Origin of the sequence: Microcoleus sp. bin48.metabat.b7b8b9.023 (genome assembly GCF_013299185.1) — a bacterium.
Taxonomy (GTDB): Bacteria; Cyanobacteriota; Cyanobacteriia; order Cyanobacteriales; family Microcoleaceae; genus Microcoleus.
The window spans coordinates 48,750-62,045 of the sequence record NZ_JAAFKG010000031.1; the positions used below are offsets into that span (position 1 = coordinate 48,750).

Here is a 13,296-nt window from a genome sequence, read left to right on the forward strand (position 1 = left end):
GAGTTTCTATGAAGCCATTGGTTTGCTTTGCCAGGAAATAGGTTTTCAAGCTTATGTTCCGCATATGTATACCGATCCTATCAATAACCCTGATGTTAGTCCTAGCCAAGTATTTGAAAGAGACAAGCATCAGGTAAGTACATCAGATTTAGTTATTGCTTATCTTGGTTCCTTCTCTTTTGGTGTGGGAATGGAGCTAGCTTATGCTGAAACGAATAACATTCCTATTGTGATTATTTATGAAAAAGATAAAGTTATATCAAGATTTCCACTTGGTATCCCTACACTAATTGCTGAAGTTCAATTCCAGACTTATGAAGATGCTTTGAACCAACTCAAAAACGTTTTGGAACAGAAAAAAATACAGCAGCTTATGAAGAAAACTTATCAAAGACCAAATTGGGACGAATACTTTTTAATGTTGGCAAAATTGGCCGCGACTCGATCGACTTGTCTGGCTTTTCCCGTCGGCGCGGTAATCGCTAAAAACAGGCAAGTTTTAGCTACGGGTTACAACGGTTCCCCCTCAGGTACGGTACACTGCACGGCTCAAGGCTTCTGCTATCCGGGTTTGAGCAGTTGCGACGCTAGCAAAACTTTGCCGTCGCGGGCGGTTCACGCTGAAGCAAATGCGATCGCCACTGCTGCCAAACACGGGATATCTACGGCTGGGGCTAGTATTTACGTGACTTTAGAACCCTGCATTTATTGTTTGAAATTAATTATTTCCGCCGGCATTCGCGAAGTATTTTACGAAACTGTTTTTAACAGCGGAGAAAAAGCTGAGTTGAGAGATTCTTTTATTGCCGATGGTATTGTTGAATTCAAACAAATTAAGCTATCTGAAAGTACAGCAAAAAGATCGGCTTCATTTCTGCTGAATGCTACATCTGTGCCTAAAGACGATCGACCATTCGGTTCGTAGTGAGGACTTTAGTCCGCATCCAATCAGGACTAAAGTCCTCACTACTAACCTGTGAGGACTTTAGTCCGCATCCAATCAGGACTAAAGTCCTCACTACTAACCAGATCAATCAAACTCATTGACAGCTTGCAAATAGTCGATCGCCGCATCTATCCTCGAACTATACTTAAAAGCAAACTGATCGAACCAATATCTCTCATCGGAATTTTTATCTAAATTTTTCAGCCAAACCTGAGCTTGCCTAACTTTTTGCCTGTGCGTTTGCACGTCTAACTCTGACGGCACAATTTTTTCTGGGGGTTTCGGTGTTAGTGCAGTCACTTCCTGAGATTTATTTTCTGCTTCGTGCAGAGGCTGAAGCGGTTCCTGTGCAGCCACTTCCCGAGCTTTATTTTGTGCTGCGTATTCAGCCTTAATTTCAGCTAAATCTTTGTCAAGATTACCAGGATACTTAATATCTGCTGTTTTAAATGTTTGATTTGACGGTGCTGCTGCTGGTTGGGAAAGCGGTTGTGCTTCCACTGGCGGCTGACTTGGCACGTCGCGATTTTTTTGAGATGCTTGATATTCTGCCCTAAGTTCAGCTAACAAGCGATCGATCGATTCCATGACTTAAAACCCCCTTTAAAAAATCCTGCCCAGGAACCAGGCACAAATATAATCTCGCAAACAACGCACAGCCTCCTCAATCAGTTATTGCATTCAGCAATACTTCCGTCAGGGTCATTCCTTCGATATCATCCATCGTCACTGTATCAACGATATCGAATTTAGCCCCAGCGCTTTGCAGTTCGTCATCCAATATCTTGAGAAACTTAGTCGCTTCCGGGGCATTCCCTACCTGAATGAAGGAAATCGCCAGCTCTTCATCTCGATCGAGCTTCCGCGATGCCTCTATAATCGTTTTCATCACTTCTTTGCGATCGTCCGGTTCGCCGTCCGTCACCACTAATATGGTTTCGCCATTTGGCTTGGTCTTACCGGATGCTTTGCGCTGAAAATAATTGTTGAGAGAATCTAGCAGCACCGCAGCCAAATTTGTAGTCCCGGAAGGTTCGTTTTCTTGGAAGATTTGCACTACTTTAGCTGATGTTACATTCTCGTAGCGTTTGAAGCGACCAGAAAAAACGTAAACTGTGATGCCGTCTGGGTCAAGTTCTTCGCATTTATTCGCCAGTGCGACAGTCGATTCTTGCATCAGCGCCCACCGACTTTTTCCCCCCATCTGGTCTTTGGTGTACATACTGCCGCTTTTGTCAATGATGATTGTGTAATCGCGGTTCTGAAGCATACTATTTTTCCTGTTAATTAAGAAGTTTTTCCCAAAAAGAGCAAAACCAGCGAGCCGAAGCGGTTGAGCTTGATGTTGCTCGCTGCGTTTTTTAGTTGATTTGCGATCGCAAATACCCGAATTTAAGCTGCAACTAAAGCGTTTTTAAGTGGCTTCCAGCTAAAAGCTCGATCGCCCCCCATCTCTACTGCTATTTTAACTCGCGGCTCTAGCGTCGGCAAAACAGTCAAATACTCAACTTCCTGACTCGACAAAACCTGCCCTTCAATAATCCAAAGCACCAGTCCTTTTGATTTCGGCGGCAAATTATCTAATTGAGTTTGCAACATCGGAGGTACGTAGTAGGTGTAACCCACAGCCCCTTCATTGCCAGTAGTTTTCTTGCCCAAATGTGGCGGCCGCACCCCGTGAACTCCGGTCAAATACATCGCCAAATCGCCCAAACCCCGCGCCGTAATTGTGTACGCACCGTAGCCGGCAGCCCGCAGCCGTCGCAGGTAACGGCCCTCAAATCCTCCCTCTAAAGGAACGTACAGGGCTAGCGACCCCGACTTTTCCAAATCCCGAATCATATCCGCACCAGTTGTAATCAGTCCCATAAATTTGTCTAGCCTGCTGTTTTAAATTTGGTCGATCGCCCGTTGCGAGCTTAAAGTATTATAAATGCTAAAGCTGAGGCGACAAAGTTATCAAATAGGCCTTGACAAATAGCAAACACTTCATGTACTATTGTGAACTGGCGCTGTCAAAGGATACTGAGTAGCTTGCTATCCAAGTCCTAGCCCAAATAAGCAAGACCGAAATCAAAGTCGGAGATCGAACAGGTAAAAAACCTAGAATCTCAACCCTTGCAAGACTTCCACAAGCTCGCTCCCAAATTTAAAACTCAAATTTTAAACACCGAGGAAGGCTGTTGGTTGATAACAGTTAATTGCAGGAACACTGAAATAGATGTTTCTGCACAAGAGCAAGCGGATTGACGTAAACTTCGCAATCCGAAACCTCTTGCGTAAATAAAAGGAAAAAAATCCGTGTCTGTAGGCATTCTTGGCACTAAACTAGGCATGACTCAAGTGTTTGACGCCGAAGGGAGAGCAATCCCCGTCACCGTCATACAAGCAGGGCCTTGTACAGTAACTCAAATCAAAACTAAACAAACTGATGGCTACACTGCCATTCAGATTGGATACGAAGAAGTAAAACCAAAGGCTCTCAACAAGCCAGAATTGGGACACCTTGCCAAGTCGGGGGCGAATCCATTGCGCCACTTGCACGAATACCGCTTGGAAGATACCAGTTCCTTTGAATTAGGCCAACAAGTAAAAGCAGACGCTTTTACACCGGGGCAAATCGTAGATGTCATCGGTACCAGCATCGGTAAAGGTTTTGCAGGCTTTCAAAAGCGCCACAACTTCAAACGCGGCCCCATGTCTCACGGTTCTAAGAATCACCGCGAACCTGGATCGATCGGACCTGGAACCACTCCCGGACGCGTCTATCCCGGTAAAAGAATGGCAGGACGCATGGGCAACGTTCAAGTTACCGTCCGCAAACTGACAATTGTCCGGGTGGATGCAGAGCAGAATTTGTTGCTGATCAAGGGAGCAGTTCCCGGAAAAGCTGGCGCCTTAGTCAATGTTGTTCCTGAGAAAAAAGTTGGGTGGTAGTTATTGGTTATTGGTTATTTGTTATTGGTTATTTGTTATTAGCAACAACTAACAACTGACAATCAACAAATAACAACCAACAACTGACAATCAACAAATAATAACAGACAACTAACAACAGACAAAGGACAAAAGATATGGTTAACTGTGTAGTGCGAAATTGGCAAGGCGAAGAAGTTGGAGAAACAACTTTAGAGCTTCGCGTAGCCAAAGAAGAAAATGCGTCTCACATCGTTCACAGAGCCTTGAGACGGCAAATGGTCAACGCCCGTCAAGGGAATGCTTGCACCAAAACTCGATCGGAAGTTAGAGGCGGCGGTCGCAAACCCTGGCGTCAAAAAGGCACAGGTCGAGCCAGAGCAGGTTCTATCCGTTCTCCGTTGTGGCGGGGCGGCGGTGTCATCTTCGGGCCGAAGCCGAGAGACTTTGAAGTCAAAATGAACAAAAAAGAACGCCGTCTCGCTTTGCGGACAGCATTCTTTAGCCGTACCGAAGACATCATTGTGGTTGAAGAATTTGCAGAGCAATTTCCGAGACCGAAAAGCAAAGAATTGCTAAGTGCGATCGCCCGTTGGGGTATCGACGCCCATAAAAAAGTTCTGTTAATCTTGCCAGAACCGCAACTCAACGTTTACCTGTCAGGACGCAACATCGAATTAGTCAACGTCATCTTGGCAACTTCTCTGAATGTTTACGACGTTCTCGCGGCTGACAAAATAATCGTCACCTCTACAGCCATAGCAAAAATTCAGGAGATTTACGGTGAGTAAAATCGACCCCCGCGACTACGCAGATTTGATCCAGCGTCCGATTCTCACCGAGAAAGCTACCCGAATGATGGAATTAAATCAATTCACATTTGACGTAGCACCAAAAGCGACCAAGCCTCAAATCAAAGCTGCAATCGAAGAACTATTTAAGGTCAAAGTCATTGGCGTCAACACCCAAAACCCGCCGCGCAAAAAGCGCCGAGTAGGTAAATTCGTCGGCTTTAAACCTTGCTACAAGCGAGCAACAGTAACTCTGCTAGACGGAGACTCCATCCGCAAACTCCTATTCCCAGAAGTTTAGCCAATTTTGGATTTTAGATTTTAGATTTTAGATTCCAGTTAACTGATGCAAACTTCCCATCCAGGAAACTCGCAAGTTAACTTAATCCCAAATCTAAAATCCAAAACTGTCAAGTCCAAAATCCCAAGTCTAAAATCTAAAATCTAAAAGCGATTATGGGCATCCGTTCTTACCGACCTTATACCTCCAGCACCCGGGAACATACCGTCTCGGACTTCGCTGAGATTACCAAATCAGAGCCTGAAAAGTCTCTAACCGGCAACAAGCACACCAAACAAGGCCGCAACAACCGAGGCGTCATTACCTGCCGCCACCGGGGAGGCGGTCACAAACGGCTTTATAGAACGATCGACTTCCGCCGCGACAAACACAGCATTCCTGCTACCGTCAAGGCGATCGAATATGACCCCAACCGCAACGCCCGGATCGCCCTTTTGTTCTACAAAGACGGCGAAAAACGGTACATCCTGCACCCGCTCAACTTAAACGTCGGTACAGTAATTGTCTCAGGCCCAGACGCGCCGATCGAAATTGGCAACGCCCTACCCCTGAAGAACATTCCCCTCGGTACCAGCGTCCACAACGTCGAGCTAGTACCAGGAAAAGGCGGACAAATCGTCCGTTCCGCAGGCTCCAGCGCTCAGCTAATGGCAAAAGAAGGTAGCTACGTCACCCTCAAACTGCCATCCGGCGAACAACGGAAAGTCCGCGCCGACTGCTACGCTACGATCGGTCAAGTTGGCAACACAGACGCCAGAAACATCAGCCTCGGTAAAGCAGGCCGTACCCGCTGGAAAGGTCGCAGACCAACCGTTCGCGGTAGCGTCATGAACCCGGTAGATCACCCGCACGGTGGTGGCGAAGGCAGAGCGCCCATCGGGCGTCCGGGGCCTATGACTCCTTGGGGAAAACCAGCATTGGGTGCCAAAACTCGACGCAAAAACAAGCGCAGCGACGCTTTAATCGTCCGGCGCCGCCGCAAATCTTCCAAGCGTGGCAAGGGCGGCAGACAAAGTTAATGGAAGAAGGAAGAAGGAAGAAGGAAGAAGGAAGAAGGAAGGAAGAATGGAAAAAAATGTTTTACCTTTTCTAATTCCCAATTCCCAATTCCCAATTCCCAATTCCCAATTCCCAATTCCCAATTCCCAATTCCCAAAATTATGTCTCGATCGTTAAAAAAAGGCCCATTTGTCGCAGACCACCTGATGACAAAGATTGAAAAACTCAACGCCGCAGGCCAAAAACAAGTAATTAAAACTTGGTCGCGCTCTTCCACAATCCTGCCTCAAATGGTAGGTCACACGATCGCAGTTCACAACGGCAGACAGCACGTTCCCGTCTACCTGACAGACCAAATGGTAGGTCACAAACTCGGAGAATTCTCCCCCACTCGCACCTTTAGAGGTCACGCGAAAAGTGGTGATAAAAAGGCGAAAAGATAGCCAAATTAGGTGACAGGTAATAGGTAATCGAAATTTTTTCATTCAATTACCAATTACCTTTTCCCCAATTGCCAATTACCTACTTACCCAAATCGAAATGGTTATAGATACCACATCCGAAATTAAGGCGATCGCCCGTTATATCCGGACATCGCCCTTCAAAGTGCGCCGAGTCCTCGACCAAATTCGCGGCAAAAGCTACCAAGAAGCGCTGATTTTACTCGAATTCATGCCCTACCGCGCCTGCGAACCAATCGTTAAAGTTTTGCGATCGGCAGTAGCCAACGCCGAACACAACGCAGGATTGGACAAAACCAAACTCGTAGTCTCTCAAGCTTACGCAGACCAAGGCCCAGTCCTCAAACGTTTTAGACCCCGCGCTCAAGGTCGCGCCTACCAAATTCGCAAGCCAACTTGCCACATTACGGTAATAGTTGCTCCGCTCTTAGAAGACTAAAAAACAATTGACAGTTGACAGTTGACAGTTGACAGCGAGGTTTTTGAGAGCGGGATTTAAACCCAGCCGCTCAAACAATCCACCGACTTCGAGCAGGGGCTTTACATCCTTGATATTTGGTAAAAGGTACAGACAGCTTAAAGTTCAAAAAACAGGTAACTATCAATTACCAATTACCAATTACCAATTACCAATTAACTCATCAAATATTATGGGCCAAAAAATACATCCAATTGGTTTTCGTCTCGGCATTACCCAAGAGCACCGCTCTCGCTGGTTTGCTGACCCGAAAAACTATCCAGAACTCTTGCAAGAAGACTTTAAAATTCGCAAGTACGTCCGCAAAACCCTCAGTAATGCTGGTATTTCCTCGGTCAGAATTGAGCGCAAAGCCGATCAAATCGACCTAGAAGTCTTCACCGCCAGACCGGGCGTTGTCGTAGGCCGCGGCGGAGCAGGTATCGAAACTTTGCGCGTCGGTTTGCAGCAGCAACTCGGCAACAACCGCCAAATTCGCATCAACGTCGTTGAAGTTCAGCGCGTAGACGCCGATGCCACACTGATCGCAGAATATATCGCCCAGCAACTAGAACGGCGCGTATCCTTCCGCCGAGTAGTTCGCCAAGCAATCACCCGCGCTCAAAAAGTCGGCATTCAAGGCATCAAAATTCAAGTCAGCGGACGCCTCAACGGCGCAGAAATCGCCCGTACCGAATGGACGCGCGAAGGCAGAGTCCCCTTGCACACCCTGCGGGCCGACATCGACTATTCCTACTGCACCGCTCAAACCATCTACGGTATTCTCGGGATTAAAGTTTGGGTTTTCAAAGGCGAAATTATTCCTGGACAGGAACAAGAAGCCGCACCAAATGCAGCCGTGCCCCGCACCAAACAAAAGCGCCGCCGTCAGAACTTTGAAGATCGATCGAACGAAGGCTAGTCAGTTGACAGTTGACAGTTGACAGTTGACAGTTGGAAGTTGATATTTAGCAGTTGATATTTGGCAGCAGTAACCAGTTACCGATTACCAATTACCGATTACCAATTACCAATTACCAATTACCGATTACCAATTCCCAATTCCCAATTCCCAATTCCCTCAGTCATGTTAAGCCCTAAAAGAACAAAATTCCGCAAACAACAGCGCGGGCGAATGAGCGGTATTTCCACCCGCGGCAGCTCAGTTAGCTTTGGCGACTTTGCCCTCCAAGCCATCGAGCCAGCCTGGATCACTTCCCGCCAAATAGAAGCCGGACGGCGCGCCATGACCCGCTATATCCGCCGGGGCGGCAAAATCTGGATTCGCATTTTCCCCGACAAACCAGTCACCCAGCGCGCAGCAGAAACCCGGATGGGTTCTGGTAAAGGCGCACCGGAGTTTTGGGTAGCCGTCGTCAAACCCGGTCGGATCATGTTTGAAATTGGTGGTGTCAGCGAAGAAATTGCCCGCGAAGCAATGCGTTTGGCATCTTTCAAATTACCGATTAAAACCAAGTTCATCACCCGCGAAGAAAGCCCGTCATAGTGGCGATCGAAGGTAGAATTGAGTCTGCATTCGTCAGAAATTTAAAATCTGGCACGTACAACTTTTTTTCCCTTCGGTCTTCAGCATCAGAAAGAATTCTGTCTTCACTAGACCGCTACTAGACCGCTAACGATAAAGCACACAATTATGTCTTTGACCAAGATTAAAGAAGCTAGAGAATTAAGCGATGCAGCAGTAGCAGAGCAAATTTTAGCCGTCAAGCGCCAACTAATGGACTTGCGGCTTCAGCAAGCTACCGGCCGCATGGAAAAGCCTCACCTGTTCAAGCACGCCAAACACCGGCTGGCTCAATTAATGACAGTTGAACGCGAACGCCAAATCGCTGCTGAGGCAGCTCTCAAGTCTGCTCCCACCGCAGTCAGCGAGTAGTCAGCAGCAGCCGAGCCGAGGTTCGCACAGCAGTTCAAAAAAACTCAATTGCACAACAACAATAGGTAGGTATGGCAGTTAAAGAACGAGTTGGCGTAGTAGTCAGCGACAAAATGGATAAAACCGTCGTGGTAGCGATCGAAAACCGCTCCTCCCACACCAAATACGGCAAAATCGTAGTCCGCACCAAGCGATACAAAGCTCACGACGAAGAAAATAAGTGCAAATCGGGCGATCGCGTCCGCATCACTGAAACTCGCCCTCTGAGCAAAACCAAACGCTGGACGGTTGCTGAGATTTTCGGTGCAACAAAGGGTTAACAGTTAATTTCTAATTGCTCGAAAGTGCGATAATCGGCTTTCTCGATCGACCCTTTGATTAACCATCAATTAGCAGCAATTAGCACTTAGCAGTTAGCAAGCATCAAATTACCTTTTCCCAAATCACCATGATTCAACCCCAGACATACCTCAATGTCGCCGACAATAGCGGAGCCCGCAAGCTCATGTGCATCCGCGTATTGGGAGGCGGCAACCGTCGCTACGGCGGAGTCGGCGATGTCATCATTGCCGTCGTCAAAGACGCCATCCCCAATATGGCGGTCAAAAAATCCGATGTCGTCAGAGCAGTTATTGTCAGAACCCGCAAAGCATTGCGTCGCGACAGCGGCATGAGCATTCGTTTTGACGACAACGCCGCCGTGATCATCAATCCAGAAGGCAACCCCAAAGGCACTCGCGTTTTCGGCCCAGTCGCCCGCGAACTCCGCGACAAAAACTTTACTAAAATCGTTTCCTTAGCCCCAGAGGTACTTTAAAATGTACGGAAAAAAGGGTAAACCAACTAGCGAACCGCAGCGCTACAGAATGCACGTCAAAGCAGGCGACACCGTGCAAATAATTACTGGCAAAGAGAAAGGAAAAGTCGGAGAAATCTTAAAGACATATCCTAAAGTCAGCAAAGTAATTGTTAAAGGCGTAAATATCCGAACCAAGCACGTCAAACCCCAACAAGAAGGGGAATCGGGAAAAATCGTCACCTTTGAGGCTCCCATTCACAGCTCAAATGTGATGCACTATTCCGAAAAAGAGAAAGTCGCCAGCCGCGTCTGCTATACATTTAGTGAAGACGGCCGCAAACTGCGACAACTCAAAAAAACCGGAGAAATCCTCGATAATTAGTTATTGGTTATTGGTTATTGGTTATTGGTTATTGGCAACAAATAACACCTAACAAATAACAACTAACAACTGACAACTGACAAAGAACAATTCCCTGACCAAGCCCAGGGACAGTTAACGAAACACAAAAACTATGCCGGACAAACTCAAAGTTCTTTATCAAGGTAAAATCGTTCCAACACTGATGGATCAGTTTAAATATACTAATATCCATCAGGTTCCCAAACTTATCAAAGTTACCGTTAACCGCGGTTTGGGAGAAGCTTCTCAAAATGCTAAGGCACTGGATTCGTCGCTGAATGAAATTGCCATCATCACCGGGCAAAAACCAGTGGTGACGCGGGCTAAAAAAGCGATCGCAGGCTTCAAAATCCGCAAAGGAGTACCAGTCGGCGTGATGGTGACGCTGCGCGGCGATCGGATGTACGATTTTCTCGATCGGCTCATCAACCTCGCACTCCCACGCATCCGCGACTTCCGCGGCATCAGTCCCAAAAGCTTTGACGGGCGCGGCAACTACAGCTTGGGTCTGAGAGAACAGCTAATCTTTCCAGAAATAGAATATGACCGCATCGATCAAATTCGAGGCATGGACATTTCAATTATCACCACAGCAAACACCGACGAAGAAGGACGCGCCTTGCTCAAAGAAATGGGAATGCCCTTCCGGGACAACTAAGCAGTAGAGTAAGGATCTTTCACATGGCAGCTAACGATACCATAGCAGATATGTTGACGCGCATTCGCAATTCTTGCATGGCGCGCCACCAAACAACACAAATTCCAGCTACAAAAATGACCCGTAGCATCGCCCAAGTTCTCAAAAACGAAGGCTTTATCAGCGAATTTGAAGAAGCAGAACCAGAAGGCGTAAAGCGAACTATAGTGCTTTCTCTAAAGTACAAAGGTAAAACTCGCAAGCCCATTATCACGGCACTTAAGCGAGTCAGCAAACCAGGACTGCGCGTTTACTCGAACCGCAAAGAACTGCCCAGAGTATTAGGCGGAATTGGCATTGCCATTATCTCCACCTCCAGCGGCATTATGACCGATCGAGAAGCTCGACGCCAAGGTTTAGGCGGTGAAGTGCTTTGTTATGTTTGGTAGTCATTAGTCATTAGTCATTAGTCAGTCGATTTTAGATTTTAGATTAACTTGCAGCATTCAATCTGCAAGCTTAAACAAAAGTCTAAGATTTGGGGATTATCCACTCATGAGTGTCGGCGAATTGTACTTGTTTATTACGAGTCATTAATTACGCATACCATGGAAAAAAACTCAAAAGTCGATCGCTAAAGACTAATAACTAGATACTAATAATCAAACACTAAAAACTAAAAACAAAGGACAAAAACTATGTCGCGAATTGGCAAGCGTCCGATTAGCATCCCCACAAAAGTCACCATCACCCTAGACGGTCAAAAAGTAGCCGTCAAAGGCCCTAAAGGTGAACTTTCCCGAGTAATCCCCGCCGAAATCCTCCTAGGAATGGAAGGCGAGACTTTACTCGTTACCCGCCGGGACGAATCTCGCGTCGCCAGACAATTGCACGGCCTCTGTCGCACCCTTGTCGCCAACATGGTCGAAGGTGTATCCCAAGGCTTTCAGCGTCGTCTGGAAATTATCGGCACAGGTTATCGGGCACAGGTTCAAGGACGGAACCTGATTTTAAACGTCGGTTACAGCAAGCCCGTTGAAATGCCTCCTCCAGAAGGCATCACCATGGCAGTTGAAGGCAACACCAACGTCATTGTCTCCGGCATTGACAAAGAACTCGTAGGCAACACAGCAGCCCGCATCCGCGCGGTGCGTCCGCCCGAAGTTTACAAGGGCAAAGGCATTCGCTACAGCGGCGAAGTCGTCCGGCGCAAAGCTGGTAAAACAGGCAAAACAGGTAAGAAGTAACAGTCGGTAACCCAGGTCTAAAGACACTGGGCTTGTAGGGGTAATTCCCACAAGCCATACTGACCAGCCTAAGACTTTCGAGGTCTACGTTTTTGGAGTCACGACACCCTGTGGATGCGTAGCTAGTTCCCTGCTCTGTCATTTGCAATTAAACAGTCTTAAGGTCACTGAGACAGTGTTGCAAGTCGAAAAAGCTCTTAAAACATTGGCGAAGCTAACATCACCCCGCAAGGGAGGCTCAATTGAGCAAATCCGAAGTGTCATTTCTCTCTCAGGTCTAAAAACTCTGAGTTTCCCATTTACCGAGTATTTATATGAAGCTTACTCGCAAGGAATCAGTCCACCGCAGACACCGCCGCGTGCGGCGCAAGGTATTCGGTACTGCCGAACGTCCAAGATTAGCGGTATTTCGATCGTCCAATCACATCTACGCTCAAGTAATCGACGACACTGCACAGCACACTTTGGCTGCTGCGTCAACCCTCGATCCAGAATTGAAGTCAAATCTCACTTCTGGTGGCAACTGCTCCGCGAGCGTCCAAGTCGGTCAGTTGATTGCCAAACGGTGTTCCAGCGCTGGCATAGCTCAAGTCGTATTCGATCGCGGAGGCAACCTCTATCACGGTCGCGTTAAAGCCCTCGCAGATGCAGCTCGCGAAGCCGGGTTAGACTTTTAGGAAGAAGCAAGAAGGAAGAAGGAAGAAGGAAGAAGGAAGAAGGAAGAAGGAAAAGAGAATCTATAACAAAATTCTTAATTCCTAATTGTTAATTTCTCTATGCCAACTACCAGTTACTAATCCTCAATTCCCCAAGGACAAAACATGGCAGAACAAAAAGAACAGCGCAACAAGAAAAAAAGCAATAACAACAAAGGGCGCGAAAAAGAATCCGAATGGCAAGAACGGGTTGTTCAGATTCGTCGCGTTACCAAAGTAGTTAAAGGCGGTAAAAAACTCAGCTTCCGCGCCATAGTCATTATCGGCAACGAACGCGGTCAAGTTGGAGTGGGAGTCGGCAAAGCTAGCGACGTAATCGGTGCCGTTAAAAAAGGCGTCGCTGACGGCAAAAAGCACCTAATTGAAGTCCCCCTCACCAAAGCTAACTCCATCCCTCACCCCATCAACGGTGCAGGTGGCGGAGCCAAAGTCATGATGCGTCCAGCAGCACCCGGAACCGGGGTAATTGCAGGGGGAGCAGTGCGAACTGTTCTCGAACTAGCAGGAGTCCGCAACATCTTAGCCAAACAGCTAGGTTCAGGAAATCCTTTAAACAACGCTAGAGCCGCAGTCAACGCCCTTTCCACTCTTCGCACCTTATCCGAAGTTGCTCAAGAGCGCGGAATTCCAGTAGAAAACCTCTACGGTTAAGGACTAGGGAACTGGACATTGTCAGTTTTGAGTATTAAGTATTGAGTTTTGAATAAAAATCTTTCATTCCTCAAA

At 47.2% G+C, this 13,296-nt stretch carries 22 protein-coding genes; 19 read left to right on the forward strand and 3 right to left on the reverse strand.

Translation table 11 applies throughout. The features are described 5' to 3' along the window. The first annotated feature begins 373 nt into the window (after window positions 1-373). Window positions 374-925: a dCMP deaminase family protein gene (locus QZW82_RS18200; protein WP_293133989.1), complete on the forward strand. Its 552-nt coding sequence runs from the start codon at window positions 374-376 to the stop codon at window positions 923-925. Between the two features lie 105 nt (window positions 926-1,030). Here QZW82_RS18200 and QZW82_RS18205 read toward each other — a convergent pair whose 3' ends face one another. From QZW82_RS18205 to QZW82_RS18215, 3 genes are all read right to left on the reverse strand, one after another. Beyond that, window positions 1,031-1,534: a hypothetical protein gene (locus QZW82_RS18205; protein ID WP_293133920.1), complete on the reverse strand. Its 504-nt coding sequence runs from the start codon at window positions 1,532-1,534 to the stop codon at window positions 1,031-1,033. Window positions 1,535-1,610: 76 nt separating this feature from the next. Beyond that, a complete protein-coding gene (locus tag QZW82_RS18210; RefSeq protein WP_293133918.1) occupies window positions 1,611-2,216 on the reverse strand; it encodes a VWA domain-containing protein in 606 nt (201 codons plus the stop codon). 122 nt (window positions 2,217-2,338) lie between these two features. Next, the gene (locus tag QZW82_RS18215) at window positions 2,339-2,815 is read right to left on the reverse strand and encodes an NAD(P)H-quinone oxidoreductase subunit N (RefSeq protein ID WP_293133916.1); all 477 of its coding nucleotides are present in this window, start codon (window positions 2,813-2,815) and stop codon (window positions 2,339-2,341) included. 432 nt (window positions 2,816-3,247) lie between these two features. Between QZW82_RS18215 and rplC the strand changes: the two genes are divergently transcribed. From rplC to rpsE, 18 genes are all read left to right on the forward strand, one after another. Next, on the forward strand, window positions 3,248-3,883 hold the full coding sequence (rplC, locus tag QZW82_RS18220; RefSeq protein ID WP_293133914.1) for a 50S ribosomal protein L3: 636 nt from the start codon (window positions 3,248-3,250) through the stop codon (window positions 3,881-3,883). A 137-nt stretch (window positions 3,884-4,020) separates the two neighbouring features. Then, window positions 4,021-4,653, forward strand: coding sequence for a 50S ribosomal protein L4 (gene rplD / locus QZW82_RS18225; protein ID WP_293133912.1), 633 nt, complete (start codon window positions 4,021-4,023; stop codon window positions 4,651-4,653). Then, complete coding sequence (locus QZW82_RS18230; RefSeq protein WP_293133910.1) at window positions 4,646-4,954, forward strand: 50S ribosomal protein L23; 309 nt, start codon at window positions 4,646-4,648, stop codon at window positions 4,952-4,954. Before rplD ends, QZW82_RS18230 begins: the two co-directional genes overlap by 8 nt. Window positions 4,955-5,109: 155 nt before the next feature. Next, window positions 5,110-5,973 carry a 50S ribosomal protein L2 gene (gene rplB, locus QZW82_RS18235; RefSeq protein ID WP_293133907.1) on the forward strand — a complete coding sequence of 288 codons (864 nt, stop codon included), beginning with the start codon at window positions 5,110-5,112 and terminating at the stop codon, window positions 5,971-5,973. Next, window positions 5,948-6,130 carry a hypothetical protein gene (locus tag QZW82_RS18240; RefSeq protein ID WP_293133904.1) on the forward strand — a complete coding sequence of 61 codons (183 nt, stop codon included), beginning with the start codon at window positions 5,948-5,950 and terminating at the stop codon, window positions 6,128-6,130. Before rplB ends, QZW82_RS18240 begins: the two co-directional genes overlap by 26 nt. Further along, entirely contained in the window at window positions 6,115-6,396 is a 282-nt protein-coding gene (gene rpsS, locus QZW82_RS18245; protein WP_041623488.1) for a 30S ribosomal protein S19, read from the forward strand. The genes QZW82_RS18240 and rpsS overlap by 16 nt, the downstream gene beginning before the upstream one ends. 97 nt (window positions 6,397-6,493) lie before the next feature. Then, window positions 6,494-6,853, forward strand: a complete 360-nt coding sequence (gene rplV, locus QZW82_RS18250) for a 50S ribosomal protein L22 (protein ID WP_193973606.1) — start codon at window positions 6,494-6,496, stop codon at window positions 6,851-6,853. Between the two features lie 211 nt (window positions 6,854-7,064). Next, window positions 7,065-7,793 (forward strand): 30S ribosomal protein S3, encoded by a 729-nt coding sequence (rpsC, locus tag QZW82_RS18255; protein WP_293133893.1) that lies wholly within the window; start codon window positions 7,065-7,067, stop codon window positions 7,791-7,793. A gap of 165 nt (window positions 7,794-7,958) precedes the next feature. Continuing rightward, window positions 7,959-8,378, forward strand: coding sequence for a 50S ribosomal protein L16 (gene rplP, locus QZW82_RS18260; protein ID WP_293133986.1), 420 nt, complete (start codon window positions 7,959-7,961; stop codon window positions 8,376-8,378). Between the two features lie 147 nt (window positions 8,379-8,525). Further along, window positions 8,526-8,768, forward strand: coding sequence for a 50S ribosomal protein L29 (rpmC, locus tag QZW82_RS18265; protein WP_293133890.1), 243 nt, complete (start codon window positions 8,526-8,528; stop codon window positions 8,766-8,768). Between the two features lie 71 nt (window positions 8,769-8,839). Further along, window positions 8,840-9,088, forward strand: a complete 249-nt coding sequence (gene rpsQ, locus QZW82_RS18270) for a 30S ribosomal protein S17 (RefSeq protein WP_293133887.1) — start codon at window positions 8,840-8,842, stop codon at window positions 9,086-9,088. Between the two features lie 128 nt (window positions 9,089-9,216). Beyond that, a complete protein-coding gene (gene rplN, locus QZW82_RS18275; protein WP_193973611.1) occupies window positions 9,217-9,585 on the forward strand; it encodes a 50S ribosomal protein L14 in 369 nt (122 codons plus the stop codon). 1 nt (window position 9,586) lies between these two features. Beyond that, on the forward strand, window positions 9,587-9,949 hold the full coding sequence (rplX, locus tag QZW82_RS18280) for a 50S ribosomal protein L24 (RefSeq protein WP_293150722.1): 363 nt from the start codon (window positions 9,587-9,589) through the stop codon (window positions 9,947-9,949). Window positions 9,950-10,082: 133 nt separating this feature from the next. Next, window positions 10,083-10,628, forward strand: a complete 546-nt coding sequence (rplE, locus tag QZW82_RS18285) for a 50S ribosomal protein L5 (RefSeq protein ID WP_293150725.1) — start codon at window positions 10,083-10,085, stop codon at window positions 10,626-10,628. Window positions 10,629-10,651: 23 nt separating this feature from the next. Next, entirely contained in the window at window positions 10,652-11,056 is a 405-nt protein-coding gene (gene rpsH / locus QZW82_RS18290; RefSeq protein ID WP_194010353.1) for a 30S ribosomal protein S8, read from the forward strand. Between the two features lie 249 nt (window positions 11,057-11,305). Continuing rightward, a complete protein-coding gene (gene rplF, locus QZW82_RS18295; protein ID WP_293133866.1) occupies window positions 11,306-11,854 on the forward strand; it encodes a 50S ribosomal protein L6 in 549 nt (182 codons plus the stop codon). A gap of 314 nt (window positions 11,855-12,168) precedes the next feature. Continuing rightward, window positions 12,169-12,531: a 50S ribosomal protein L18 gene (rplR, locus tag QZW82_RS18300; protein ID WP_293133863.1), complete on the forward strand. Its 363-nt coding sequence runs from the start codon at window positions 12,169-12,171 to the stop codon at window positions 12,529-12,531. 144 nt (window positions 12,532-12,675) lie between these two features. Beyond that, window positions 12,676-13,221: a 30S ribosomal protein S5 gene (rpsE, locus tag QZW82_RS18305; RefSeq protein ID WP_293133860.1), complete on the forward strand. Its 546-nt coding sequence runs from the start codon at window positions 12,676-12,678 to the stop codon at window positions 13,219-13,221. The last annotated feature ends 75 nt before the right edge of the window (window positions 13,222-13,296 follow it).

What these genes read in the sequence shown, in the direction of transcription:
- QZW82_RS18200 (WP_293133989.1), top strand. Translation starts at nt 374, where the DNA reads ATGAAGAAAACTTATCAAAGACCAAATTGGGACGAATACTTTTTAATG.
- QZW82_RS18205 (WP_293133920.1), bottom strand. Translation starts at nt 1,534, where the DNA reads ATGGAATCGATCGATCGCTTGTTAGCTGAACTTAGGGCAGAATATCAA.
- QZW82_RS18210 (WP_293133918.1), bottom strand. Translation starts at nt 2,216, where the DNA reads ATGCTTCAGAACCGCGATTACACAATCATCATTGACAAAAGCGGCAGT.
- QZW82_RS18215 (WP_293133916.1), bottom strand. Translation starts at nt 2,815, where the DNA reads ATGGGACTGATTACAACTGGTGCGGATATGATTCGGGATTTGGAAAAG.
- rplD (WP_293133912.1), top strand. Translation starts at nt 4,021, where the DNA reads ATGGTTAACTGTGTAGTGCGAAATTGGCAAGGCGAAGAAGTTGGAGAA.
- rplB (WP_293133907.1), top strand. Translation starts at nt 5,110, where the DNA reads ATGGGCATCCGTTCTTACCGACCTTATACCTCCAGCACCCGGGAACAT.
- rpsS (WP_041623488.1), top strand. Translation starts at nt 6,115, where the DNA reads ATGTCTCGATCGTTAAAAAAAGGCCCATTTGTCGCAGACCACCTGATG.
- rplV (WP_193973606.1), top strand. Translation starts at nt 6,494, where the DNA reads ATGGTTATAGATACCACATCCGAAATTAAGGCGATCGCCCGTTATATC.
- rpsC (WP_293133893.1), top strand. Translation starts at nt 7,065, where the DNA reads ATGGGCCAAAAAATACATCCAATTGGTTTTCGTCTCGGCATTACCCAA.
- rplP (WP_293133986.1), top strand. Translation starts at nt 7,959, where the DNA reads ATGTTAAGCCCTAAAAGAACAAAATTCCGCAAACAACAGCGCGGGCGA.
- rpmC (WP_293133890.1), top strand. Translation starts at nt 8,526, where the DNA reads ATGTCTTTGACCAAGATTAAAGAAGCTAGAGAATTAAGCGATGCAGCA.
- rpsQ (WP_293133887.1), top strand. Translation starts at nt 8,840, where the DNA reads ATGGCAGTTAAAGAACGAGTTGGCGTAGTAGTCAGCGACAAAATGGAT.
- rplN (WP_193973611.1), top strand. Translation starts at nt 9,217, where the DNA reads ATGATTCAACCCCAGACATACCTCAATGTCGCCGACAATAGCGGAGCC.
- rplX (WP_293150722.1), top strand. Translation starts at nt 9,587, where the DNA reads ATGTACGGAAAAAAGGGTAAACCAACTAGCGAACCGCAGCGCTACAGA.
- rplE (WP_293150725.1), top strand. Translation starts at nt 10,083, where the DNA reads ATGCCGGACAAACTCAAAGTTCTTTATCAAGGTAAAATCGTTCCAACA.
- rpsH (WP_194010353.1), top strand. Translation starts at nt 10,652, where the DNA reads ATGGCAGCTAACGATACCATAGCAGATATGTTGACGCGCATTCGCAAT.
- rplF (WP_293133866.1), top strand. Translation starts at nt 11,306, where the DNA reads ATGTCGCGAATTGGCAAGCGTCCGATTAGCATCCCCACAAAAGTCACC.
- rplR (WP_293133863.1), top strand. Translation starts at nt 12,169, where the DNA reads ATGAAGCTTACTCGCAAGGAATCAGTCCACCGCAGACACCGCCGCGTG.
- rpsE (WP_293133860.1), top strand. Translation starts at nt 12,676, where the DNA reads ATGGCAGAACAAAAAGAACAGCGCAACAAGAAAAAAAGCAATAACAAC.